General features: G+C 67.5%; 25 protein-coding genes and 2 tRNA genes. 9 read left to right on the top strand and 18 right to left on the bottom strand.

Features of this window, described 5'->3' with window-relative positions; translation table 11 throughout:
• On the top strand, positions 1-207 hold a 207-nt coding region (locus G554_RS16930; protein ID WP_027586635.1), incomplete at its 5' end, for an integrase core domain-containing protein.
• Here the strand turns inward: G554_RS16930 and G554_RS17920 are convergent.
• The 5 genes from G554_RS17920 to G554_RS0102250 form a co-directional block, all read right to left on the bottom strand.
• Entirely contained in the window at positions 190-447 is a 258-nt protein-coding gene (locus G554_RS17920; RefSeq protein WP_027586634.1) for a hypothetical protein, read from the bottom strand. The genes G554_RS16930 and G554_RS17920 overlap by 18 nt on opposite strands.
• Before the next feature lie 130 nt (positions 448-577).
• Positions 578-650: transfer RNA gene (locus G554_RS0102265), tRNA-Ala, on the bottom strand.
• 81 nt (positions 651-731) lie between these two features.
• Entirely contained in the window at positions 732-1,556 is an 825-nt protein-coding gene (locus tag G554_RS17520; RefSeq protein ID WP_154654144.1) for a hypothetical protein, read from the bottom strand.
• 176 nt (positions 1,557-1,732) lie between these two features.
• The gene (locus tag G554_RS0102255) at positions 1,733-2,371 is read right to left on the bottom strand and encodes a GNAT family N-acetyltransferase (protein WP_027586632.1); all 639 of its coding nucleotides are present in this window, start codon (positions 2,369-2,371) and stop codon (positions 1,733-1,735) included.
• A gap of 87 nt (positions 2,372-2,458) precedes the next feature.
• Complete coding sequence (locus tag G554_RS0102250; RefSeq protein WP_027586631.1) at positions 2,459-3,736, bottom strand: molybdopterin-binding protein; 1,278 nt, start codon at positions 3,734-3,736, stop codon at positions 2,459-2,461.
• Between the two features lie 61 nt (positions 3,737-3,797).
• On the opposite strand from G554_RS0102250, the gene G554_RS14195 reads away from it, so the two are divergent.
• The 4 genes from G554_RS14195 to mscL all read left to right on the top strand — a co-directional run bounded on the left by G554_RS14195 (position 3,798) and on the right by mscL (position 6,308).
• Positions 3,798-4,412 (top strand): 5-formyltetrahydrofolate cyclo-ligase, encoded by a 615-nt coding sequence (locus tag G554_RS14195; protein ID WP_084648245.1) that lies wholly within the window; start codon positions 3,798-3,800, stop codon positions 4,410-4,412.
• A 222-nt stretch (positions 4,413-4,634) separates the two neighbouring features.
• Positions 4,635-4,970, top strand: a complete 336-nt coding sequence (locus G554_RS0102240) for an FmdB family zinc ribbon protein (RefSeq protein ID WP_027586630.1) — start codon at positions 4,635-4,637, stop codon at positions 4,968-4,970.
• 59 nt (positions 4,971-5,029) lie between these two features.
• Positions 5,030-5,725 (top strand): SAF domain-containing protein, encoded by a 696-nt coding sequence (locus G554_RS16575; RefSeq protein ID WP_154654143.1) that lies wholly within the window; start codon positions 5,030-5,032, stop codon positions 5,723-5,725.
• Positions 5,726-5,894: 169 nt separating this feature from the next.
• On the top strand, positions 5,895-6,308 hold the full coding sequence (mscL, locus tag G554_RS14185; protein ID WP_051232209.1) for a large conductance mechanosensitive channel protein MscL: 414 nt from the start codon (positions 5,895-5,897) through the stop codon (positions 6,306-6,308).
• 21 nt (positions 6,309-6,329) lie between these two features.
• Here the strand turns inward: mscL and G554_RS0102225 are convergent, their stop codons facing one another.
• Both G554_RS0102225 and G554_RS0102220 read right to left on the bottom strand, forming a co-directional pair.
• The gene (locus G554_RS0102225) at positions 6,330-6,731 is read right to left on the bottom strand and encodes a hypothetical protein (RefSeq protein ID WP_051232207.1); all 402 of its coding nucleotides are present in this window, start codon (positions 6,729-6,731) and stop codon (positions 6,330-6,332) included.
• A 58-nt stretch (positions 6,732-6,789) separates the two neighbouring features.
• Positions 6,790-8,190 (bottom strand): UTP--glucose-1-phosphate uridylyltransferase, encoded by a 1,401-nt coding sequence (locus tag G554_RS0102220; RefSeq protein WP_027586628.1) that lies wholly within the window; start codon positions 8,188-8,190, stop codon positions 6,790-6,792.
• A 152-nt stretch (positions 8,191-8,342) separates the two neighbouring features.
• On the opposite strand from G554_RS0102220, the gene G554_RS0102215 reads away from it, so the two are divergent.
• Positions 8,343-8,415 (top strand) — tRNA-Arg (locus tag G554_RS0102215).
• Between the two features lie 3 nt (positions 8,416-8,418).
• Here the strand turns inward: G554_RS0102215 and G554_RS0102210 are convergent.
• From G554_RS0102210 to G554_RS0102190, 5 genes are all read right to left on the bottom strand, one after another.
• Positions 8,419-10,026 carry an MFS transporter gene (locus tag G554_RS0102210; RefSeq protein WP_027586627.1) on the bottom strand — a complete coding sequence of 536 codons (1,608 nt, stop codon included), beginning with the start codon at positions 10,024-10,026 and terminating at the stop codon, positions 8,419-8,421.
• Positions 10,027-10,224: 198 nt separating this feature from the next.
• Complete coding sequence (locus G554_RS0102205; RefSeq protein WP_027586626.1) at positions 10,225-10,602, bottom strand: thioredoxin family protein; 378 nt, start codon at positions 10,600-10,602, stop codon at positions 10,225-10,227.
• 138 nt (positions 10,603-10,740) lie between these two features.
• Positions 10,741-11,586 carry a class I SAM-dependent methyltransferase gene (locus G554_RS0102200; RefSeq protein ID WP_027586625.1) on the bottom strand — a complete coding sequence of 282 codons (846 nt, stop codon included), beginning with the start codon at positions 11,584-11,586 and terminating at the stop codon, positions 10,741-10,743.
• Between the two features lie 18 nt (positions 11,587-11,604).
• On the bottom strand, positions 11,605-12,384 hold the full coding sequence (locus G554_RS18490; protein WP_084648239.1) for an iron dependent repressor, metal binding and dimerization domain protein: 780 nt from the start codon (positions 12,382-12,384) through the stop codon (positions 11,605-11,607).
• A gap of 203 nt (positions 12,385-12,587) precedes the next feature.
• On the bottom strand, positions 12,588-13,724 hold the full coding sequence (locus G554_RS0102190; protein ID WP_027586624.1) for an N-acetylglucosamine-6-phosphate deacetylase: 1,137 nt from the start codon (positions 13,722-13,724) through the stop codon (positions 12,588-12,590).
• A gap of 109 nt (positions 13,725-13,833) precedes the next feature.
• Here G554_RS0102190 and serC point away from each other — a divergent pair, with 109 nt between their 5' ends.
• Positions 13,834-14,964, top strand: coding sequence for a phosphoserine transaminase (gene serC, locus G554_RS0102185; RefSeq protein WP_027586623.1), 1,131 nt, complete (start codon positions 13,834-13,836; stop codon positions 14,962-14,964).
• A 3-nt stretch (positions 14,965-14,967) separates the two neighbouring features.
• Here serC and G554_RS0102180 read toward each other — a convergent pair whose 3' ends face one another.
• Positions 14,968-15,930 carry a hypothetical protein gene (locus tag G554_RS0102180; protein WP_154654142.1) on the bottom strand — a complete coding sequence of 321 codons (963 nt, stop codon included), beginning with the start codon at positions 15,928-15,930 and terminating at the stop codon, positions 14,968-14,970.
• Positions 15,931-16,153: 223 nt separating this feature from the next.
• On the opposite strand from G554_RS0102180, the gene G554_RS14175 reads away from it, so the two are divergent.
• A complete protein-coding gene (locus G554_RS14175) occupies positions 16,154-16,837 on the top strand; it encodes a hypothetical protein (protein ID WP_051232201.1) in 684 nt (227 codons plus the stop codon).
• 39 nt (positions 16,838-16,876) lie between these two features.
• On the opposite strand, the gene G554_RS0102165 is transcribed toward G554_RS14175, so the two are convergent.
• Positions 16,877-18,277, bottom strand: coding sequence for an NCS2 family permease (locus G554_RS0102165; protein ID WP_027586621.1), 1,401 nt, complete (start codon positions 18,275-18,277; stop codon positions 16,877-16,879).
• Between the two features lie 179 nt (positions 18,278-18,456).
• Between G554_RS0102165 and G554_RS0102160 the strand changes: the two genes are divergently transcribed.
• Entirely contained in the window at positions 18,457-18,753 is a 297-nt protein-coding gene (locus tag G554_RS0102160; protein WP_425393324.1) for a DUF2530 domain-containing protein, read from the top strand.
• Here G554_RS0102160 and G554_RS16570 read toward each other — a convergent pair whose 3' ends face one another.
• The 4 genes from G554_RS16570 to nagB form a co-directional block, all read right to left on the bottom strand.
• Positions 18,754-20,571 carry a vWA domain-containing protein gene (locus tag G554_RS16570; protein WP_281167936.1) on the bottom strand — a complete coding sequence of 606 codons (1,818 nt, stop codon included), beginning with the start codon at positions 20,569-20,571 and terminating at the stop codon, positions 18,754-18,756.
• A 346-nt stretch (positions 20,572-20,917) separates the two neighbouring features.
• The gene (locus G554_RS0102150; RefSeq protein WP_084648237.1) at positions 20,918-21,871 is read right to left on the bottom strand and encodes a DUF3027 domain-containing protein; all 954 of its coding nucleotides are present in this window, start codon (positions 21,869-21,871) and stop codon (positions 20,918-20,920) included.
• Complete coding sequence (locus tag G554_RS0102145; RefSeq protein WP_027586618.1) at positions 21,871-22,254, bottom strand: cold-shock protein; 384 nt, start codon at positions 22,252-22,254, stop codon at positions 21,871-21,873. The genes G554_RS0102150 and G554_RS0102145 overlap by 1 nt, the downstream gene beginning before the upstream one ends.
• A 304-nt stretch (positions 22,255-22,558) precedes the next feature.
• Positions 22,559-23,341, bottom strand: coding sequence for a glucosamine-6-phosphate deaminase (gene nagB / locus G554_RS0102140; RefSeq protein WP_027586617.1), 783 nt, complete (start codon positions 23,339-23,341; stop codon positions 22,559-22,561).
• Positions 23,342-23,459: the final 118 nt, after the last annotated feature.

Raw genomic sequence — 23,459 nt, 5'->3', positions numbered from 1 at the left:
GATAATGCGTGGGCGGAGTCGTTCAATGCGACGTTGAAGAACGAGAGGGTGCACCGGGTAATCTATCGGACCAAGGATGAGGCGGTCCGGGATATTGTGCGGTGGATCGAGCTCAGGTATAATCAGAAACGTCTTCACTCGTCGTTGGGGTATCGGACCCCTAATGAGATTGAGGCGGAGTACAGGGAATCACGTCAGGTGGCCTGAAACCAAGTGTTTGGGCGTGTCCGAGAAACGGCAAGCAGTCCACGCCTCATGCAGGCGCACTACGCCGACGCGATCCCGCTCTCCGTGCTCAAGCGTGAGCAGGATCGGATCGTCGCTGAACTCGACCAAGTGACTCGCCGCATCGACGCCCGCTGCGACGACACCAACCGGCGCCTGTGCAACCAGGCGTTCTTCACCAAGGTCTTCATCGACGAGGACAACGAGCTGCGCGTCGAGCACAACCGGCCCTTCGAGATGCTCCCCGATCCGCAGGTCAACGCCAACGCCCTGACCTGGGCCGCAGACATGAACAAGGCCCGAACCTCGACCAACGTTTCCGTTGGCAAGGGTTCGAGCCTTGTGCGTGGGGTGGAGCATAGGGGATTCGAACCCCTGACCTTCTCATTGCGAACGAGACGCGCTACCAACTGCGCCAATGCCCCTTGAACCGCGCTCACGCTACCACAAGGCCCTCGGCAGACCAATCCTGACGGTCCCCACGACAGCGCGAGCGCCGATGCCGATCAGGCCGACTCCCGCCCGAAGACGACGCCGTCGATGACCTCGCCCTCCAAGGCCTCACCGTCGGCCGGCTTCACCTCGGGCTTGGCTCCTTGCGGATGCTCGGCGGTCACCGGGGACTCGGTCTGGCCGGCCACCGGGCCGGGGGCCGACAGATCGATGGTGCGCACCGTTCGTGCCGCGATCGGCTTGGAGACGTAGGTCGGGGCCGTCACCGGGACGGCCTCCCACAGGGATCCGGGATCGGTGGCGATCGGGCCGCTCAGCGTCACGGAGTGGGAGGTGGGTTCGCACTCCTCCTCGACCTGCCGGTCCTCGGCGGTCTCCGGAAAGGAATCCGATCGGCCCAGCAGCACGGTGTGCTCGTCCCACCCCCTGTCGATCTGGTCGATCTGCTCGTCGAACCGGCGGGCCATCGTCACCACCGAGATCCGTGCGACCACCAGGAACAGTACCACCAGTGCCCCGGCACCGGCGGTGAACCACCACGACACCAGGGAGAATCCGGCCAGCACGGCCATCATGGTGACCAGCCCCAGCAGCACAGCCAGCGTCCTACGGCGTCTCACAGCTGCATCGGCCCAAGACTGACGCAGCTGATGGCGGGCGTGGGCCCGGGTGTACGGGGTGGCGACCTCGATGTCGTCGGCATCCTCGGCGGCCGTGTCGGTGATGGTCAGTCCGCCATCGCGGACCACCGCCATCGAGTCGGGAAACTCGGTGGACTCCTCTGCCTGTTCGGCCCGGTCATGACGCCGCATCACGATCCATGGCACAAGGTAGGCGATCCACGCCACGATGAGCACTCCGAAGATAATTGCTTCCACGGCGCTCACGTTAAGGTGCGCGGTGGGGTCGAGTCAGGCTCTGCCGCGGAGTGTCGGACATTTCGCACTACACCGATGTAGTTCGGGTGGCCCCGGTTGCGGCGTCATCGTCGATACGCCTCCGACAACGAGATTCATCCCGCGGGGTTCCGAGCGTGCGGGCCCGGCCGGCACTCTCACTGGCGGGTCAGCGGCGAGCCGGGCAGCACATGGTCGCGCAGGTAGTGGCGCAGCACGCCATCGGGGTGGTCCTCGCGCAGCAGCCGGAAGACCCGGTGGTCGCGCCAGTGGCCATCGATGTGGAGGTAGCGGGGCCGCATTCCCTCCTCGTTCAACCCGAGCTTGTCGACCACCCGCAGGCTCTTGAGGTTCTCCGGTCTGATGCAGATCTCGATGCGATGCAGTCGCAGCACCTGGAAGCAGTAATCGGCAGCCAGCGCCACTGCCGTGGGCATCACCCCACGCCCGGCATGGCTCTGACTGATCCAGTAGCCCATCGAGCAGCTCATGGCCGAGCCGGCGACGATATTGGAGACCGTGAACTGTCCGATCACCGGCAGCTTCTGGGGCCGTGCAGCCGGACTGGCCGGCCACCGGTCATCCCAGGCGATGGCCCACGGCAGCGCGGTGGGCACCTGGGCCATCCTCCGGTTGCGGACCACCATCCGGGAGAATGTCAGGATCTGCTCCGAGGACTCCGGCGGTCTGGTCGCCTCCCAGGGCTGCAGCCAGTCGGCCTGGCTCTCGCGAATCCGGAACCAGGCGGGCCCGTCGGATCTGCGCAGCGGGCGCAGTACCACTGCACCGGCCCGCAGCGTCACCGGCCAGTGATGACCGGCCGGCAGCTCGATGCCGTAGGGCATCTGGAAGCTGCTCCGAGGTGCTGAGGCCGTCATCGGCGGCTAGTTCTGCTCGATCGGCCAGCAGGTCACGGGGTCGGAGATGTCAACGCCCTCGCCGGCCGGGATCACCGCCAGGGCATCCGCCCCCGCCAGGTCGACCAGTTCACGGGCATCCCCTCGGCCGGCCCGGGTGGCGATGGTCCGGCCGTCGCGGACTCGCAGGTTGACCGGCACGAACCGCACCGGGACGTCAGGATCGGCCAGGATGTCGGCCGCCTCGGCGACCACCTGCTGGCCCGCCGAGACGATGCTGCCACCCATCTTGCGCAACAACGGCGCGGCGAAGGCGTGGAAGGACACCAGTGCGGCACCGGGACCCGCCGGCAGCACCATCACTGCCACCAGATCGGGACCGACCAGCCCGAACCCCTGGGTGCCGCCCGGTTCCATCGCCACCTGGCAGAAGTCCGTGGCGCCGAGTTCGGGCAGCAGCTCAGAGGCGGGATCGGGTCCGGCGCTGAGGGCGGGGTCTGCGGTGACCAGCAGGAGGTCCGCCCGGATCAGCTGGTCGGTGATGGCCTCGCGCAGTTCCTCACGATCGGTACCGTCGGCCTCTACCCGCCAGACATGCGCTCCGGCCTCGGTGGCTGCGGCGGCTATCAGGTGAGCGGTGACGTCGGGCAGCGGGAGGCCGTCCGAACTGAGCCTGCTGCCCCCGGTGCCCAGCACCACCACCCTGGGACGCGGCCGGGCCAGCACCTTGTCGACACCGGAGTCGGCCAGCAGTCCCACAGTTGCCGGATGGAGAATCCGGCCGCCTGCCAGGATCGCGTCCCCTGCCGCGAAATCTGAGCCTGCCAGCCGGCAGCCACTCCACGCGCGCACCGGGGCCGACAGTGATACCTGACCATCCTCGTCCAGGGACTCCGCGGGAACCACGCAGTCGACCCCGGCGGGCAGCACCTCACCGCTCCGCACCACTGCCGCAGTGCCCTGCACCACCGGGCTCGGCGGACGCCGGTCGACCTGGAGGGTCACCGGATACGGGTTTCCGGCCCGGGTGGTGACAGCCGAGTCCAGGGCGAAGCCGTCGATGACAGCCGTGGTGAGATGGGGGACGTCGACCGGCGCCGGCACGTCCTCACACAGTTCAAGGCCCAGGGCGTCCCCGATGCTCAGCCCGAAGGGCTGCAGCGGCTTGACCAGGGAGAGCAGGAACTCGCGGTGGTCATCCATCGAGCGCCGCCCACTCGCGTCATCGACCGGAGCTCCCGGCAGCTCCAGAGCCGAGTGCCCGGAACTCTCCTGCTGGGACTTCTTCCTGCGGAACAACGCCATGCCCTCACCCTACGGTCTTCCGATCCCCCGGGCCGCGCGACCGGCCGGTAGGCTGCCGGACATGTCCTCGCTGCTGCTGCCCGACGGGAGCCCGGGCGACTCGAAGCGGGCCTGGCGGGAGCTGGGCAGACGCCGTCGGGCCGGCGTGGGCGCACAGCAGAACGTCGTCCGGGAGGCCGGCTGGGCGCAGACCGGCAGCCGCCGGATCCTGTCCTCGGGGGTCTCGACGGTGGCGCTGTACCTCTCCCGACCCGGGGAACCGGGCACCGGACAGCTGGCCGATGCGCTGGTCCGGGCGGGTCTGCGAGTGCTGGCCCCGGTGCTCACCGATCGAGCCGGGCGCGGACTGCACGATCCTGCCTGGGGGCTGTACTCGCCCGGTCAGACACGCCCCGGGCTGTGGGCCATCCCCGAACCGATCGGACAGACACTGCCGGCTGAGGGGCTGGGGCAGGCCGATCTGGTGATCTGCTCGGCGTTGTGGGCCGACCTGGAGGGCCACCGGGTGGGAACCGGCGGCGGCTGGTACGACCGGGCACTGGTCTGGCGCCGCAGCGAGGTCCCGGTCTGGGCGATGGTCGACGACTCCGAGGTCGTGGAGCGCCTGCCCCACGACAGCTGGGACATCCCCGTCGATGCCGCCCTGACCCCCACCGGCCTGACCGCATTGGGGTGAGCGGAACTCCAGGGGTGGGGCCTGGCCGCGGTCGGGCCGGCGGCCTGGCCGCGTCCGGGCGGGGAATACCGGGCGCCGCCGTGGGGTTGATGCTGCCGAGTTGAGCCCTGAGGTCGGCGCCGGGGAGTCGTACCGCGATGTGCCCGGATTCGGAGTCACGGCCCAGGTCACCTAAAATATCGGCGTCGCCCGATCACGCGATCGGACCGGATCGAGGAGAGCATGCCCACCTATCAGTACCGTTGCACCGAGTGCGGACGCGATCTCGAGGTTGTCCAGCGTTTCAGCGATGCGGCCCTCACCTCCTGCCCCTCCTGCAAGGGCAAGCTGCGCAAGGTGTTCAGCGCGGTCGGTGTGGTGTTCAAGGGTTCGGGCTTCTACTCCACCGACAATCACACCCACGGCGCCACCGCCGCGGCCGCCCCGGCTCACGAGCACGAGCACGAGACGAGCGGCTCGGCGCCCGCCACCGCCAAGGTCGCCGCCGGGAAGGCCACCGGCTCGGATGCCACCAGCAGCGCCCCGGCGTCATCCACAGCCCCCGCTGCCGCGAACTGACCTGGAACTGAGCTGTGGAAAACCGCTGATTCGAGTCACGGACCCCTATAAGTCGGGGTGTGAAGAGACTCTCCGACATCCCTCAGCCACCCCCGACCGCCCGACCGACCTCGAGACGCGTCCGCACGCGGATGCCGTTCGGCAGAGCGGTGCATGTCTTCATCGCGCGGCACCGCAGAGGGCTCGCAGCCCTTCTGGCAGCCCTGGCGGTCTGGCTGATCGCCGGCCCCCGGCACGATGAGCAGTCCCCCGGAGTTCCGGTACTGACAGCCGCGCAGGCCCTGGCAGGTGGCTCCACGTTGACCAGTGCGTCTGTGAGAGTGGTCCAGGCGCCAGCCGGGATGGTGCCCGCCGGTGCGCTGACCAGTGTGGACCAGGCCGCCGGGCAGACCGTGGTCGCCGACCGGCCGACCGGCAGCATTCTCACCCGATCCGACCTGCTCTCAGCCCCTCGTGCCGGTCCCGGTCGGGCGCTCACCGCGATCCGCATCTCCGACACCGCGCCGCTGGCCATGTTGCGGGTCGGTCAGACAGTCAACGTGGTGGTGGCCGGCGAGGCTGACCAGATTCGGACGTTGGCGTCCTCGGCGGTGGTGCGCTCGATCCTCAGCGGCTCGGCCCTCACCGGATCGGGATCGGGACCGCTGGCGGCCGGCGGGGACATCGCAGTGATCGTGGTCTCCACCGACCCGACCAGTGCCGCCAGGATCGCCAGTCATGCCAGCAGCGAGTCGATCGGGATCGTGATGACCTGAGCCGTATCACCGGCCCCGGCACAGCCGATCACCCCGGCAGAGAATGCCCTGACGGTGAAACTCGCCCCGCCAGGATGAATCGTCGAGTCGAACACTCTAAAATGCGGCGGTGTTGACGATGCCGTCCGTGCGGCTGCGTCCGTGCGGGCGCAGAACTGAAAAGGATGCCATGAAGGGCTTCAAAGATTTCATCATGCGCGGAAATCTCGTTGAGCTTGCTGTCGCATTCATACTCGGCGCCGCATTCGGCGACGTGGTCAAGTCATTCACTGCGATCATCATGGATCTCATCGGCAGGCTCGGTGGTACTCCGAACTTCTCCTCCTTCCAGCCTGGTGGAGTCCATGTCGGCACCTTCATCACCGCCGTGGTCTCCTTCCTCATCCTGGCCTTCGTGATCTACTTCGGACTGGTCAAGCCCTTCGAGTACGCGAAGTCTCACCTGGTCAGTGATGATCCCGACGACGTGCCCCCGACCACCGAGGAGCTGCTCGCCGACATCCGCGACATCCTCGCCGACCAGACTGATGCCCCGGCCGGTGGCGCCTCCTCCCGGTTCACAAGGCGGAGTGACAGGGTCTGAGTCCTTCGACTGTCGGCGCGATCATCGTTGGACGCTGTGCGGGGGTACCTCGCGCAGCAGTCTCTGCTCCTCAGGGCCGATGATGATCGGGCCATGGTGGATCCGTTCGGCCATCCCGTCCAGGCCTGTGATCTTCCTCAACTGCGCCAGCAGGGCGCAGTAGCGGGCGAACTCCAGCCCGGCGGCCAGGTCATCGGGCAGCCGCTGAGGCCATGGCCGTCTCTCCTGCTGGCAGCGGCGACGACGCTGCGCCAGCCGGGCGGCGTCCCATCCCTGGGACTCCAGCCAGTCGGCCAGCCAGTCGGCCTGCCAACCGGCGGTGGCGGGCACCGCCAGCCGCTCCCCGGTGAGCACCACCGCCACCGCCGCCCAGCACTGGGATGCTGCGGCGTCGACGTGGTCGGCATCTGATCCCGCAGTCATCTCAACGCCCCCTGGCAGCGCAGTCGGAGGGTCTGCCCCGAGCAGGGGTGGCAGATCATCACAGCTCGGCCGGAGTCATCCGGCCGCTGAGACGAGCCCCGTCGGGGATGGTCACCGGATCACTGCCGGCCTCCAGATGGGCCGAGCCCTCGACATCGACGTCTGACCCGAAGGTCCAGTTCCCCTCCACCTTCAGCTTGCTGGCGGCCCGCAGCGAGGGCGGCTCGGGAATGCGCGCCTGGAAGTCACTGATCCGCCGGTAGTAGTGCGAGTCCAGATCGATCTCACATGTGGTGTCGGTGTTCTTGACCAGGTGTGAGTTCTCATTGAGCGAGTAGACATCGCTGCGCAGCAGCAGGAGCTCGTTGGTGGTCTTGACCGGCAGGAACCGTGACCGGTCGACGACGACGCAGGTGGCTCCTTCGAAGACCTCGATCGCCCCTCCCATCGCCGACTCGATCTGGATCACCGGGGTGGAGCCAGCGTCGGTGGGATCGACGGTCTTCTCGTTACGGATGAGCTGGAGGCCGAGGACGCCGTTGCGCTCGCCGAGCACCTCGCGCACCGCCGCCAGGTCGAACCACAGGTTGTTGGTGTGGAAGTAGGGGTGGCGCAGTTCGTCGGTGAAGTAGGCCATCTCCTCGGGTGCGGTCTGCGCGGTGTCGCGCAGGATCAGCTGGCCATCGGATCGCCGGACGGCCAGGTGGCCGCCCTTCTTGTCATTGACGGTGCGCCGGCATATCTCGGCGGCGTAGGGCGCTCCGGAGGCGGCGAACCAGGCGGCCAGCCTGGCATCGGGAACCGCCCCGAGGTTGTCCCCGTTGGAGACCGAGGCGTACCTGAACCCCGTGTCCAGCAGCTTGTCCAGGACTCCCGAGCCGAGCAGCGCGGTGTACAGATCGCCATGGCCGGGCGGGCACCACTCCAGGGCCGGGTCCTTGGGCCAGGAGACCGGGGTGAGATCGTCGGCCCGCAGTTTGGGCTCCTGGTTCTGCAGGAAGTCCAGCGGCAGTCCGTCGACCGCCAGATCCCGATAACGACTCAGGTGGTCCAGGGTGTCCTCGCTGGTGTTGAAGGAGTCCATGAAGACCAGCGGCAGGCGTGCGCCGTACTGGTGCCGGGCTGCCAGCACCTGCTCGACGACGATGTCGAGGAAGGTCTTGCCGTCGCGGACCTCCAGCAGGGACTTGGCACGATCCAGACCCATCGAGGTGCCCAGCCCACCGTTGAGCTTGATCATCACGGTGCGGTCGAGGGCCTCGGCGGCCGCCTGGTCACTGATGTCGGCCTCGTCGAGGGTCGGAGGATCGGTGAGCGGACGGATGGTGTCCTCGGGGATGATCCCGGTGCCTCCCTCCTCGAGCTGGTGGTAGTAGGAGGTGAAGACGTCGACTGCGACCTGGTCGACCCCGGCCTCGGTCATCTTCAGCTGTGCTGCGGCCAGTCCTTCTCGGCTCATCGGCTCTCCTCCAGAGGGTGATCGGCGTTGAGGTCTGGTTCGATCCTAGAGGCCCGACCGAGATGCCAGGAAGGCAGTGTGGTGCCAGCCGAGGAATTGCCCGGTCGAGATGCCGGCGACTAGGCTGGTGCGGTCCGGCCCGAGGTCGGCATGGCCCCGTAGCTCAGGGGATAGAGCAGTGGTTTCCTAAACCATGTGTCGGAGGTTCGATTCCTCTCGGGGCCGCCCTCAGGAGTACCGCTGCTCCATGTCCTGCTCGATCTCCTCCAAGGACTTCCCAGAGGTCTCGGGCATGATCCGCACCAACACAATGCCGATGATCAGGTTGAGGACGCCATAGATGGTGTAGGTGGTGGCGCCCCCCAGGCGTGCCATCAGGGTCGGGAAGGTGAAGGTGATCACCGCATTGACCACCCACATGAAGAAGATCGCGGTGCCGTTCATCACGCCGCGCACATGGGAGGGGAACATCTCCCCCATCATCGTCCAGACCACCGTGCCATTGGTGGACTGCACGATGAGCATGAAGATCGCCATCATGGCCAGCACCAGGAACGGCGCCCAGGCCGGCACCGGGTCGCCGGCGCTGACATGCGGGGCGATCACGAAACCGAAGATCGCGGCGATGCCGAGCAGCGCTGCAGCCACCCCGAAGATGTCGAAGATGAGGAGTTGACGGCGTCTGAACCGGAAGATCAGCCACAGCCCGAGGGCGGCGCCGATCACTGAGGTGACGCCGTTGGCGACCTGGGCGGTGATGGAGGCGCTGGTGGTCATCCCGGCGTACTCCAGCACCTTCGGCGCGTAGTACATGATCGTGTTGACGCCGGTGGTCTGGTTGATGACCGCCAGGAAGATCCCCATCATCAGCAGCTTCCGCAGCCATGGAGTGCGCCAGACCAGTGCCAGGTCGCCCTTCTGGCCGTTCTCCAGGAGCTGGTGGCGGCGGGTCTCCAGCATCTCGGAGACCTCGGCCTCCAGGGGCCCGTCCTTGCGGGGATCGCGGACCCGCTTGAGGGAACCGATCGATTCACGGACGTGCCCTCGCACCAGGTACCAGCGAGCCGACTCCGGCATCATCCGGATACCGATCCACAGCGCGATGGCCGGAAGGGTGCACAGCACCAGCATCCAGCGCCAGGCCTCGCCGTTTCCGGCGCTGATCACCAGATGGTCCAGGAAGGACTGGAACTGGGCCGCGTCCAGCGGGCCGCCCTTGGAGGACTGCAGGGCCAGGATCGAGTCCCAGGAACGCTGCCCCACCCCGATGCCGAGCGAGTCGGCGTTGTGGTTGGCGGACACGGTGATCTTCGGGCCGCCATGGGCCGCGTTGATCACGGCGTTCATGCTGAAGGCCATCAGCTGGCCTGTCACGATCATCAGCTGGTCCACCGCCACGATCGAGCCCCGGATGCGTTTGGGGGCCGACTCGGCGAGGTAGACCGGCACGGTGGCCGATGCCCCACCCACCGCGAATCCCAGCACCAGACGGAACGGGTACATCACCAGCGCGGTGGGCGCGAACGTGGTTCCCAGCGCACCGATCAGGAAGAGCACAGCCAGGATGGTGAGGTTGTTGCGTCTGCCCCATCGGTCCGACAGTCTGCCGCCGAACACCGCTCCCAGGGCCGCCCCGATGAGCAGGACGCCGCCGACCAGGCCTTCCTGGATGGGGCCGATGGCCAGCCCGCCGGCGCTGCGCGGCATGTACATGTACGGCAGCGCCCCGGAGATGACGCCGGTGTCGTAGCCGAAGAGCAGGGATCCGAGGGTGGCCACTGCGGCCACCACGAAGATGCCGCGGTACTTTCCCGATGGCGGAGTGGTGGCCACCAGCTGCTCGACGTCGGGGCGGATCGTGCCGCTGGCTGGAGAGTGTGCGTCCATGGTCCCTGGCATCAGCCTTATCTGTCGTCGCCGGCGCGCCCGCCATTGGGTGTGCCAGGCAGCTGAGACGTTACACTGAAATCCGTGTCACCTCACGTTCTGGCGGGCACTCGCCCCACCCGCCAAGGGTCGCCCTCCGGACCCGTCTCAGACCTCGGCCTCGGCCTGCTTCTGGGCCGCGGCCTGCTTGGCCAGCTCGGCCGGATCGATGGCCTGGACCTGACCGATGAGGTCGTCCAACGCCGATCCGGGGAGCAGACCGGACTGGCGGAACACCAGGTAGCCCGAGCGGAAAGCCATCAGGGTGGGGATGGAGGTGATCTCCAGGGCGCCGGCGAGGTCCTGCTGGTCCTCGGTGTCGACCTTGGCGAAGGTGACCTCGGGATGGCGTTCGCTGGCAGCCTCGTAAATCGGCCCGAAGCGCATGCAGGGATTGCACCATCCGGCCCAGAAGTCGATGAGCACGACGTCATTCGCGTCGATCGTCGAGGCGAAGTTCTCCTCATTCAGGGCGACGGTTGCCATTTCTTCCTCCGTGTGAATCTGACCATTGAAGCCATCGGTGTCTGTGCCCCCGGCATGTTCCTCGCACCGGCAGATGTCGCTGTGGAGGCGACCTCTTCTGTGGCTCTCGAACACCTTCGGACACGGCGATATTCCCTGTCAGGCGATCCCCGAGGCCGGTTCCGGGTCCTTCAGGGCCACCACCCGTCGCATCGGGATCGGCAGCTCCACCTGCCCCCGAGCCACCGCTCTGCGCACCAGCCAGTCGCGGGCCGAACGGCGCCGTGAGGGTGTCGACCCGGGCAGGTACATCGCGTTGATGATGAGATCGGCGTCCTCGACGTCGTGCACCGTGAACACATAGCACGCCCGGGCGTCCTCCACCTTCCGCAGACCGCGCTGGGCGAGCAGGTCGGTCAGTTTGAGCTCCAGGGCTCCCGGAAAGCTCGGCGTCGATCCGACCCGCAAGGTGAACTCCGCAGCCTGGCGCGCCAGTGAGGGGGCCATCGGGCGCACGGTGGGGGCCATGCAGGCGAACGAACCACCGGGGCGCAGCACCCGGGCGGCCTCGTCCAGCAGCACCCGGGGGTCGCTCGCCGTCACCATTCCCATCGAGGTGACGACGGCATCGACCGAGCTGCTGGCCAGCGGTAGATCGCCGACCTCCCCGTACATCCAGGTGATGGACTCGGGACCGGCGGCCCTCGCCGCCGCCAACTCGTCGGCCGAGTCCTCGATCCCGATCACCTGCCGGCCCTCCTCGACCAGTTCGCGGGTCAGCGCACCGGCCCCGCACCGGACGTCGACCACCGATCCGGCGGTCCGCGACACCGAGCGCGCCAGCCAGACGTAGGGGTTGCGCTGCCCGGCCAGGCTGCGGCCGAGCACCTCCTGGATCACCCCTGGCCGCTCGGCGTGAAACCTCGCCAGGTAATCGGGCCAGGCGTCCTCGGGCAGGCTCAGACCCAGCCGCCTGACCATCTCGTGCACCGGGAAGAGTCTCATCAGCTCACCTCTGCAGGTTCAGGCCACCGCGTTGACGGCCACCGGCGTCACGAAGATCCCGTCGGCGTCGTGCTCGGAGAACTCCGCAGAGCCCTGCGGACCGGTCACCACCACCAGACCGTCCTGAACCTGGGCGCGCACCGTGGTGCCGATCGTCACTCCCACCCGGTTGGTGGTGGCCAGATTGGAGTCGGTGGCCTGGAAGTGTTCGGTGAGGCGGACGATCCTGACCAGCTGGCCGTCGGAACCGGCATCACCCGGGTGCCCGGCATGGCCCGGGTGCCGACCCGACCCCGCCCCACCGGATGGCTCGGCGTCGGTGAGGAACTCGGCGAGCGGCCGGGAGTCCTCCCGGAAGGAGGCGGCCGAGTCCGGGCTGGTGTACTGGCCCATCGCGGGAATGGCGTTGCCGTAGGGGGAGGTGCCCGGGTCGTCGAGGATGTCGATGAGCCGTTTCTCCACCTCATCGGAGATGACATGCTCCCAGCGACAGGCCTCGTCGTGGACCAACGCGATGTCCAGCCCGATGACCTGGGTGAGCAAACACTCGGCGAGCCGGTGCTTGCGCATCACATTGACCGCCTCGGCATGACCGTCAGGGGTGAACTCGATGGTCCGGTCGGCATTGACGACCAGCAGCCCGTCGCGCTCCATCCGTGCCACCGTCTGGGAGACCGTCGGGCCCGACTGGTGGAGTCGCTCGACGATCCGTGCGCGGCGCAGGTCGATGCCCTCCTCCAGCAGTTCGTAGAGGGTCCTCAGATACATCTCCGTGGTGTCGATGAGTTCGCCGCTCACGTTCTCCTCCGTCGCGCCATGTGGACTGTCGCGTCCATCCCACTGTCCTTCCCATCCCCCGATGACCCTCCCACCGGCCCCGGAGCTGTTGTCCCGAGAAGAGCTGGGAGACGCCGTTGTGGCAACATCCGCGCCCTGCGGGGCATTCCCGAACCCGGACCCGGGCCGCCGGCCACTGCTGGGGGCCCGGCGTCCTGCCGGTCTCAGTGAACCGGTCGCGCCACCTCCCGGCCGGCCCGGATCACCCGCTGAAGATGTCCCGTGGCGGTGGTGAGGCACAGATCCGCCCGGCGCCCCTCGGCGATCACTCCGGCATCCAGTCCGTGCCAGCGGGCCGGGGTCGCCGAGGCCATCACCGCGGCCTCCTCCAGTGGGATCCCCACCTTGGTGACGACGAACTCGACAGCCTTGCCGAGAGTCAAGGTCGAACCGGCAATCGCCCCGAGAGTGCCGTCGGCGTTGAGCAGTCGCGCACTGCCGTTGATCACCCGGACCGCCAGGGAACCCAGCATGTAGTCCCCGTCGGGCTGGCCGGTCGCGCTCATCGCATCGGTCACCAGACCGATCCGGCCGGGCCCGGCGGTCTGCACGGCCATCCGGATGACGTCGGGTGCCAGGTGGACGCCGTCACAGATCAGTTCGCACATCACTCGCGAATCGGTGAGCATCCACGGCACCGGGCCGGGCTTGCGGTGATGGATCGGGGCCATCGCGTTGAACAGATGGGTGACGATGTCGGCCCCCGAGTCGACCGCATCGCGGGCGGTCGCCGCGTCCGCCTCGGAGTGGCCGAAGGCGGCGTGGACGCCTGCGGCAGAGATCGTGCCGACCGCCTCGATACCGCACCGGCGCTCCGGCGCGACGGTGATCATCCGCAGATCCTCGCCACCGGCCTCCAACAGCCTCTCGACCCGTGCCGGGGTGGGGTCGCGCAACAGCTCCAGACTGTGCGCCCCCTTGCGTGACTCGGCCAGGAAGGGGCCCTCCAGATGAATACCGTCGAGCTCCCCGGCGGCGCAGAAGGTCCGGATCCGCCCGATCTGGTCGACCAGGTCGTCGAGGTCCTCGGTGACCGTGGATGCGAACAAGGTGGTGGCGCCCTGGTTGCGGTGGTACTCGATGGCAGCACGGACCCTCTCGGGATCCGGATCGGAGAAGCTCGCCCCGGCGGCACCATGACAGTGAGTGTCCACGTAGCCGGGCAGGATCCACTCGGGGACCTCATGGGCGGCGTCCACCAGATCGGTGGTGACATCGGCGATCCGATCGCCATCGATCGTGATGGTGGCGGGCCCGGCGGAACCGTGCGGGCCGAGGACATGTCGGGACGAGATGATCATGCTGACCTCCGGTGGAATTCGCGCCCAATCCTCCCACAACCCCGACCACCGGGAGGTCCCGTCAGTGGACATCTCCCCACGCGGCACCGCGAACTGAGAGGATTCCCACATGTCTGAGCTGATCATCCCTACCGATCTGCTGCCCGCCGACCCGCGTTTCGGGTCCGGGCCCTCACGCATCCGCCGCGAGGTGGTGGAGTCCCTGGCAGCCCCCGGTTCGGTGCTGGGCACATCCCACCGCAAGGCGCCGGTGAAGGACCTGGTGCATTCGATCCGCACCGGGCTGGCCGAGCTGTACCGGCTGCCCGAGGGGTATCAGGTGGCGCTGGGCAACGGTGGGGCGACGCTGTTCTGGTCGATGGCGGCCTGCAGCCTGGTGAAGCATCGCAGCGCCAACGGCGTCTACGGATCCTTCACCCGCAAATTCGCCACCACCTTGCAGAAGGCTCCCTTCCTGGCCGACCCGGCGATCTTCGAGGCACCGGCCGGAAGGCTCGCGCTGCCCGAGGCCAGCTATGCCGCCGACAGCTACGCGTGGGCCCAGAATGAGACCTCCACCGGGGTGGCCGCCCCGGTGCGCCGGCCCGTCGATCTCGACGACTCGGCGCTGGTGCTGATCGACGCCACCTCGGCGGCCGGCGGGATCGACGCCGACATCTCCCAGGCCGACGCCTACTACTTCTCACCGCAGAAGAATTTCGCCTCCGATGGCGGCCTGTGGGTGTCCTTCCTGTCCCCGGCGGCGATCGAGCGGTCGGCCGAGCTGACCTCCTCGGCGCGCTGGGTGCCCGACATCCTCAATCTGACCCTGGCTCTGGACAACTCCCTGAAGGACCAGACCCTCAACACCCCGGCGATCGCCACCCTGATGATGCTGGAGGCCCAGGTCCGCTGGCTGCTGGCCCACGGCGGGATGGCCGGGGCCGCGCAACGATCCCGCACCAGTTCCGACATCCTCTACGGCTGGGCCGATGCCAACCCGTTGACCGCCGCCTTCGTGCGGGATCCCGCGCTGCGCAGCCCGGTGGTCGTCACGATCGATCTGGACGCCGGTATCGACTCGGCGACTCTGTGCGGAATCGCTCGTGACAACGGGATTGTGGACATCGACCCCTACCGGGGGCTGGGACGCAATCAGATCCGGGTCGGGACCTTCTCCTCGGTCGACCCCGAGGACGTGCGCGCCCTGGTGGCCTGCCTGGACTGGATCCTGGAGAGGATGCCCGGCCTCAGTGCTTGAGTTTCACCGAACCCGGTAGACCACCACGGCGGCTGCCAGGGCCACCAGCACCGACCCGATCAGCATGATCAGGGTGCCTGTCCGGGGGCTGGCCTGGGAGTCGGTGGACTCGCTGCTGGCCGCCTGAGCACTCGCCGACGGGGAGGGTGTCGCCCGGTCGCCGGCATGCGGCAGGTCCATCCCCGCCACAGCGGTCGAGGAGCCGCTGACCAGCAGACCCTTGCCCGTCAGGTCGTTGCTGATCGCCTCGCCGCCGGTCGCCGAGATGTTCGCGGTGGCCAGCGTCTTCCAGCTGTAGGCGTCCAGCAGAGTCACCTGGTCGGCGGTGCGCAGCGCCAGCTCCGTGCCGCCGGGGAGGAAGACGGCGTCGGTGACGCCGGCAGGTGCCGAAGCGACCTTGACCAGGGCGTTGTCGGAGTCGCGGCTCAGCTCGGAGGAGGCACGGTAGACCGCCGGCGAGTCACCCTTCGTGACGATGTAGATATTGCCCTTGGGACTGACCGCCATCGCCGAGGAGTCGTGCGCGCCATCCGGATAGACGAAGTCCCAGGCCCGCCACGAGGTGCTGGTGCCGCTGAGGCTCATCGGGCTGAGCACCTGGATGTGGTCCCGGTCCCCGCTCGGGTCACCGATGTCGCCGACGTAGAGGGTGCTGTCGGCCCAGGCCAGGGCCTGCACATCCTTGGGGGCGGCCTGCCAGCTGATGGACTTCGACGGCCGCCCGGAACTGTCCACCGAGACCAGCGTCCGGGTGGTCGCGGTCCTGCCGTCAGTCACCCAGTAGCAGTCCCCGTCCGTGTCGGCCGCCATCCCCACCGGGGTCGAGATGCCGGATATCTGCACAGTCATCCCGGATGGAGCGGCGAGGGCGGGTCCGGCGGCCAGCAGCCAGGCCGCCACGGCGCAGCCGAGCATCTGCAGCAGGCGGCGGATCTGCAGCAGGGATCGCGCGGAGCTTCTGGTCACGGTCTGCCATCCTGCCACGCGCTCCTCCCGAGGTCGTGGAGCTGTTCGTTGTTCTGGACGCGGCCGTCCCGCCACTGCGGAGCCGGTCACATCGCCCCGAGCAGGGCGCCGGCCACCACCAGCGCCACGATGAGCACCAACGCCGCGGTGACGACATACTGTCTGGAACGGGGATCCACGCATTCCACGATAGTTGCGACCACGGGTCGGTACGGTTGTGCCCATGGGTGAGTTACGGCTTCACGCCATCTCGATCGACGAGGTTCGGGATGTTTTCGGAGCCGACGAAGCGCAGGCAGACAAGCTTCGCGGCTGGGCACAGGAGTATTTCAGTGTGCCGGAGGCCCCGCGTCACAAGGGGCTGTGGTCCAAACTGCGCCCCGTCACGCGCACCGACAAGGCCGCGCCGATCCTGCCCGTCAACTGGCCCACCCCCAACGACGTCGACGACCTCATCGCCGGCAGCTACGTGAGCCCCGACCGGTTGACCCGGTGCTGGCGGGTCTTCGATCTGTGGCTGCACAAGTTGTCCTGGGGAACCCATTCCATGCTCTTGGACGCCGCTCAGGCCGACAGTTTCGAATTCGATCTGGCCCGCGCCGGGTTGCCCAGCGAGTTGTCCCTGCGGCGGCTGCTCGGTGGGGATCCGCAGATCCCGCTGCGGGCCACCCCCGGGATGCGCACCGGCTACTCTCGAGCCGCCCACGTCACCGCGACCGCACAGGCCCTGGCGTCGATCACCGATCAGGTGGTCGAACCCACCCACGGCCTGGTCGAGGGGCTGGTCGACTTCCTCACCCGGTTCCAGGAGTGGAGTGCTGCCGCGCCAGCGGCCGGACGGCGTCCCCCCGATCTGTTCGTGGTGTGGCACGCCGGCCAGAGCAGCGTCGACAGAACCACCATGTAGGTGCTGCCGCGCGCTCTGACCGGCGTCGCGGATCGAAGGTCAGCCGATGAGCTGGAGCAGCAGCCCCTGGGCGAAGTAGACCAGGAACAGCAGCGAGACGACCCACAGGATCGGGTGCACCAGACGCGCCTTGCCGACCACCAGCTTGGTGAGGCAGTACAGGATGAAGCCTGCGCCGATACCGGCGGTGATCGAGTAGGTGAAGGGCATCAGGATGATCGCCGCGAAGGCCGGCAGGCCCTCGACGACGTCCGTCCAGTTGATCTCGGTGACCTGGGACATCATCAGGAAGCCCACGAAGACCAGCACAGGTGCGGCGGCCTCCGAGGGGATCATGGTGATGATCGGGGAGATGAGCATCGACAGCAGGAACAGGATGCCGGTGACCACCGACGCGAAGCCTGTCTTGGCACCCTCGCCGACTCCGGCCGAGGACTCGATGAAGCCGGTGTTGGAGGAGGAGCAGCCCAGACCGCCGGCCACCGCGGCCAGCGAGTCGACCATCAGGATCTGCTTGAGGTGAGGCGGGTTGCCCTCGTCGTCGTTGAGACCGGCCTGGGCGCCGATGGCCACCACAGTGCCCATGGTGTCGAAGAAGTCGGCCAGCATCAGGGAGAACACGATGAGGAGCACCGTGATGAAGGTGGCGGCGTTGAAGTGGCCGTCCTTGAGGAATCCCCCGAACAGGTCGACCCGTCCCACCAGCCCCAGATCAGGCCAGGAGAAGCTCGACGCGGCCGGCAGACGGGGCACATTGAGAGCCCACCCGGTGGGGTTCTGGTCGCCGATGTGCGGGCCGATCTTGGCGATGCTCTCGATGATGAGGGCCAGCACCGAACCTCCGGCGATGGCGATCAGCATCGCGCCCTTGACCTTCTTGACGTAGAGGATGACGACCCCGAGGAATCCCACCACGCACACGAAGATCGGCCAGCCCTGCAAGGAGCCGCCGATACCGAGCTGGACGGGTGTGCCGTCGCCGGCGCGCACGACTCCGGAGTCGACCAGGCCGACCAGGGCGATGAACAGGCCGATGCCGACGCCGATCGCCGCCCTCAGGCTTCGTGGCACGGCGCGGAAGATCATCTCCCGCAGGCCCGAGATGACGAAGACGAAGATGAGAATGCCCTCCCAGACCACCAGACCCATCGCCTGCGGCCAGGTCATCGTCGGGGCGACGCCATAGGCCAGCAGCGAGTTGATGCCCAGGCCGGCGGCGATGCCGAGCGGGAAGCGGCCGTAGACTCCCATGAAGATGGTCATCACGCCGGCGACCAGGGCGGTCACCGCCAGGATCATCATCTTGTTCTGGTCGATGGCAGCCTCGTTGAGGGTCTTGCCCGCCGCGTCGAGGAACTTCGGGGCGCCGTTGAGGAGCGTGCCGTTCTTGTCGGTGGCGCCTCCGAGGATGAGGGGGTTGAGGGCGAGGATGTAGGCCATCGTGAAGAAGGTGACCACCCCGCCGCGGATCTCTTTGGATCGGGTCGAGCCACGCTGGGTGATTTCGAACCAGCGATCGAACCTGCTGTGAGGCTCTGGATACGTTGAAGTCGCAGACACGCGCAGCATGGTACTGAGGTTGAAGGATCGATCATGTTACGAGCTCATAGGATGACTGAGTGGACAGTCCCGATGAGCATTGCGGTAGTGACGGCGTCCGGCGCGAGGCCGAGCCGAGACCTGCCAGGCACCGTGGCCTGGTGCAGGCGGAGGTACCCCCGCTCGACGTCGACGGGATGACCGCTGCCGTTGCCGGTACCGCCGCCTTCACAGTGGCCCTCATCGTCTGCTGGATCGAGCTGCCGGCACTGCGCCGAGCCGGCCACGGCGACTGGTTGTGGATCTGCCTGGCCGGTGCGGTGCTCGGGCTGGTGGGGATCGGCTATCTGGCGGCCCGGCGCCGGGCGACCACCTGATCAGCAGTAGTTCCACGGCGTGTCGCTGTCATGGACCAGGATCGTCCTCACCTCGTCGGTGACCATGTCACTGTCACCGAGGTAGGAGAACTCCAGCGTGCGACCGCCGGCCTGATACAGATACCTGTCATGGGCATCGTCTTTCGTCAGGCGGCCCGGGTACAGATCCACCAGGCTTGTCAGGCTCATTCCAACTGTCGCACCGGCGAGAGTTCTCGCGCCGTCCGCATTGATCATGATCCCGGTGAGCTTTCCATCGGTGAAGCGCATATGGTAACCATCAAGGCCCGGCACCCTTCCATTGAAGGTATTCGACGTGCTCTGCGGCTCGCACTCGTCTTCCATTGACATATGCATCACGGGACCCTCGAGTGACCCTCTGGACATTCCCAATGTGATGGGACCAATGCCATCCATCGTGATAGGCGATACTTTCACCAGTACGGCCGATGCCCGAAAATCACAGAAACCACCCATTGCCTTCCCCAACTCGCTGAACGGCGCATCATAGGGAATCATGTAGCAGTCTCCACCATGGGTGACCCGCTTGATCTTCATCCACTCGGCACCGACACGCTGCAACAGCAGCCACCCTCCAGTGAGATCGCCCTCGAAATTGGACTCCACCACCGCCCAGTTCCCGTCGTCCACGCAGGTGATCTTCGTCGGCTTCATCGTCGGGTCCTCCTGGATCCTCCGGATCTGATCCACCGATGGCGGGCAGCTGCCGGTGAGGCAGGTGCACAGCACGATGGTGATGATCCTGCCGTCCTCGATCTGCACCTTCCAGCCCAGACCGAGACGCGCGTCTGCAGCGTAGATCCGGGTCTCGACTCCCCCACTGGTCGAGGTCGAGACCGCCGTTCCGAGCACGCCCAGCGCCGTGGCGGCGTCCCCCACGCTGAGGCCGTCGATGGTGGCGGCCGAAGTTCCCAGCTCGATGGAGGTGAGGACACCCTTTGCACTGAAGGTCCAGGTGCAGTTCATCCAGACCACCCGTGTCTGCGTGCCGGTCCGCACCTGGGGGAAGTCCGGGTGGCTCTTGCGGATCTGGTCGACACTCTGCCCGGGCCGGATCGACTGGACACCTGAGGGAGACAGCGTCCTGGACGCTGCGGCAGGGTCTGTCAGGGCATCGAGACGAGGGGCCAGCTGCGCGGAGTTGCTGGCCGTGACGAAGTATCCCCTGCCCTTGGAGGCGATGCAGGACAGCTGATCGGAGGAGGCGTTCAAACCGATGGCCGAGATCGACAGCCCCGCGTTGTCCGCTGCCAGACTCGCCGCGGTCTGGCACGGGTCCGGAGGTGCGCAGGAGTCCTCCCCGTCGGTGATGAGAACGACATTGAGAGCCCGTCCCTTCGCCTGGGCCGCTGCGGTGCGCAGAGCCCGACCGATCGGCGTCCATCCCGCCGGTCGGAGGGCTCTGACCTGCTGAGTCACTGCGCCGGCATCGGAGCCGACCGGAACCTTCAGGGAGACGTCACCACATCCGACCGAGCGCGGCGCCTCCTCCAGGGTCTTGTCGCCATAGCTCGCCAGGCCGATCCTGGAGCCCTTCGGCAGGGAGGACACGAACTTCGAGGCGGCCTGCTGGGCCGCCGCCATCCTGGTGCCTCCCCCGACATCGGACGTCCTCATCGATCCGGAGGCATCGACGATCAGCAGGTAGCTCCCGATCCCTGACGAGGGCGAGGCGCTCGGCGATCCCGCGCTGGCGGCCGTGGTGGTCGCCGTTGTCGACGCTGTTCGCCCCGCGCCGGATCCAGTGGACGCAGGCGTGGATGATGACAGACCCGGTAACGAACACCCTGCCACCATCAGCGTCGCTGCAACCCCGACAACCAGCCATTCTCGTGCCATGGCCGAAGACTAAGGAGAACTCGACGCCTAGGCAGCCGGATGCTCCCGATCAGCTGTCCCCAGTTCGGGGAACAGGTCAGCAGAGCTACTCGACGCCGGAACGGGATGCGGCTCCGTGAGGGCCTCACTTCTCGCAGTCACCGACTCCGGTCCCTGCCATGAATCCCGGCGGCTTCGACCGACCGACGACCCTGCGAGTCAGCACTTCGGTGCGCAGATCACTCCGCAGACGGGGGTAGGTGCAGCCACCGCTGCACCTACCCCCGTCTGCGGAGTGATCTGCGCAGTCGCCAGGTCCCTCGGCTCAGTCGAACAGCGAGGAGTCCACCGAGATGGTGTCGAAGACCGGCTCGGGAAGCTCGATGCCCCGTTTCTTCTCGACAATGTCGGAGTGTCCTCCGCAACCGTGCTCGATCTCCACGACATGGGCGTCGAAGGGCGAGTACTCATTGGTGCAGGCACCGAACAGCCGCCCCAGACCCCCTTGGAGACGGACGAAGTAGCCACAGGTCTGGCACTGGCCGGGAGCGTGCTTGGTGTACGCGTCATCGGGGCCGGCCGGACCGTCGAGCCAGCGCTCGGCAGCCATGTCACGCCCCTCGCGAGACAGCACCCGCTCGCGGCCCAGACCGAGCTCGGAGGCCACCGCCCGGGTGGCCGCCCAGTCCGCCGGGTCCTGGTCGGCAGCCAGCTCCCCCCCGGTGTAACCAGGCTCGAGCCGAGGATCATTGTCCGAGGTCGGCAGCAGCGCACCTGGGGTGATGTCGCCGGCCTCGACCCGCTCGGACCACGGCACCCAGGCGGGCGCCAGCAGCGCGTCGTCACCGGGAAGAAGATCCACCTCATCGACGGTGACATTGCGCCCGCGCAGCGCACGGGCCATCGTCACCGACCAGTGCCAGCCGCGGTAACCGGGATGCGGGCAGTCGAAGAGATGACTGAGCACCCGCTCCCCCTCCACGACGGCACCCAGGTACTCGCCGACGCCGAAATCGCCGGCCTGGAACTCGGCCGCCTCGCGAGCCTGGTCGACAGCCCTGACCAGGGTCGGATCGGCCTTCGGCCGCGCTGCGGCCCGCTTGCGGACCACCGGTTCGGCAGCCTCGATCACCTGGGCCGCCCCGACCGGGAAGAGCGCGTCGGGCTCAGCGGTGACGGCTTCCCCGGGAACAGTGGGATCCGTCGCGGACTCGGCCGGGACCTCAGGATCCACCGGGACCGGCGTCCTCGACTCGGACTCGCCGTCAAATGTGGTCATCACAGCTCCAACTCGTCGGCTACGGCCCTCAGCATCTTGGCGACCTTCGCCCCGGTGCGGGAATCGGGGTAGCGGCCGTGCCGGTAGCCGTTGCCCATGTGGTCCAGCATCTTGATGAGATCCTCGCAGATGACCGCCATCTCATCGGCCGACTTGCGGGAGGCCTTCGACAGCGATGGAGGCGTGTCGACCAGCTGCAGGGAGAGCGCCTGCTCCCCCCGGCGCCCCTCGACGACCCCGAACTCGACCTTCTGGCCGGTCTTGAGGGCGGTCGTACCGGCGGGCAAGGCCGATGAGTTGACGTACACGTCGCCACCGCCGTCCCTGGTCAGGAAACCGAACCCCTTGGCGGCGTCGTAGAAACGCACCTTCCCGGTTGGCATCGCTGGCTCACTCCCTACATCTGCTTGGAAACTGCATACTCGTGCTGACTCGCCTGCGGCCTGCGGCCCCAGAGGACGAAGAACCGTCGCCGGCACCATGTGGCCCGACGACGGCTCACGGAACCGACGGATCGGCTCCCAGGTCTGCTTGTCTGTCAGATATTCAGCCTACAAGGTCCCGCCAGCTGCGCCAAGAGCAGGGATCCGCCGGGCCGGCGCCGGCAATCCCGGGCAGCTGCGAGGCCACCGCTCCGGCGGCAGGCCGCGAGGGGACGCGCCGGTGTCGCGGGCTCTGCTCGAGGGTTCAGTACTGGTAGCCCTCGGGCTTGTTCTCCCACACGTAGCGGTAGTAATCAGCCAGCCGCAGCTTGGCGGCGGCGGCCTCGTCGACGATCACCACGGCGTGCTCGTGATGCTGGAGGATCGAGCCAGGGCACATCGAGCTGACCGGACCCTCGACGGCGGCGGCCACCGCATCGGCCTTCGTCTCGCCGTTGGCCAGCAGCACGACGTGCCGGGCGTCCATGATCGTTCCCAGGCCCTGGGTGACGCAGTGGGTCGGCACCTTCTCCCCCTCGGAGAAGAACCGCTTGTTGTCATGCAGGGTCCGCGGGGCCAGTGTCTTGAGGCGGGTGCGCGAGGCGAAGGAGGAGCTCGGCTCATTGAAGCCGATGTGCCCGTTGCCGCCGATCCCCAGGATCTGGACGTCGACGCCACCGGCGTCCTTGATCGCCTGCTCATAGGCTCGACAACCGGCGATGATGTCCCCGGCCAGCCCGTCGGGGACATGCACCCCGGCGGGGTCCAGACCGATCTGCTCGGTGACGTCGCGCCGGATGGTCGCGGCGTAGCTGCGCTCATCGGAGGTCGGCAGACCGACGTACTCGTCGAGGGCGAAGGCCTTGACATGGGAGACGTCGAGGGAACCGGCCTGCACCAGCTCGGCCAGCGCGGAGTAGGTGGCCAGCGGTGAGGATCCAGTGGCGACGCCGAGCACCGGATCAGGGCGACGCGACAGAATCGCTGCGATCCGCGCGGCCGCCCGATGTCCCGCCTCGTCGGCGTTCTTGCAGATGATGACCTCCATGATGGAGCCCCTTCGACGATTGCGATGACGCGTGGCGACAATGGCGTGCGCGCCCTTCCAAGCTGCTATCGCAGATTATGGGCCGAGGTCTCGAGGTGACATCTTCGTGAGTGATCCG

The organism is Acidipropionibacterium thoenii DSM 20276 (assembly GCF_000423445.1).
In the GTDB taxonomy this organism is placed as follows: Bacteria; Actinomycetota; Actinomycetes; order Propionibacteriales; family Propionibacteriaceae; genus Acidipropionibacterium; species Acidipropionibacterium thoenii.
This window is presented reverse-complemented; position numbering and strand designations above follow the sequence as displayed.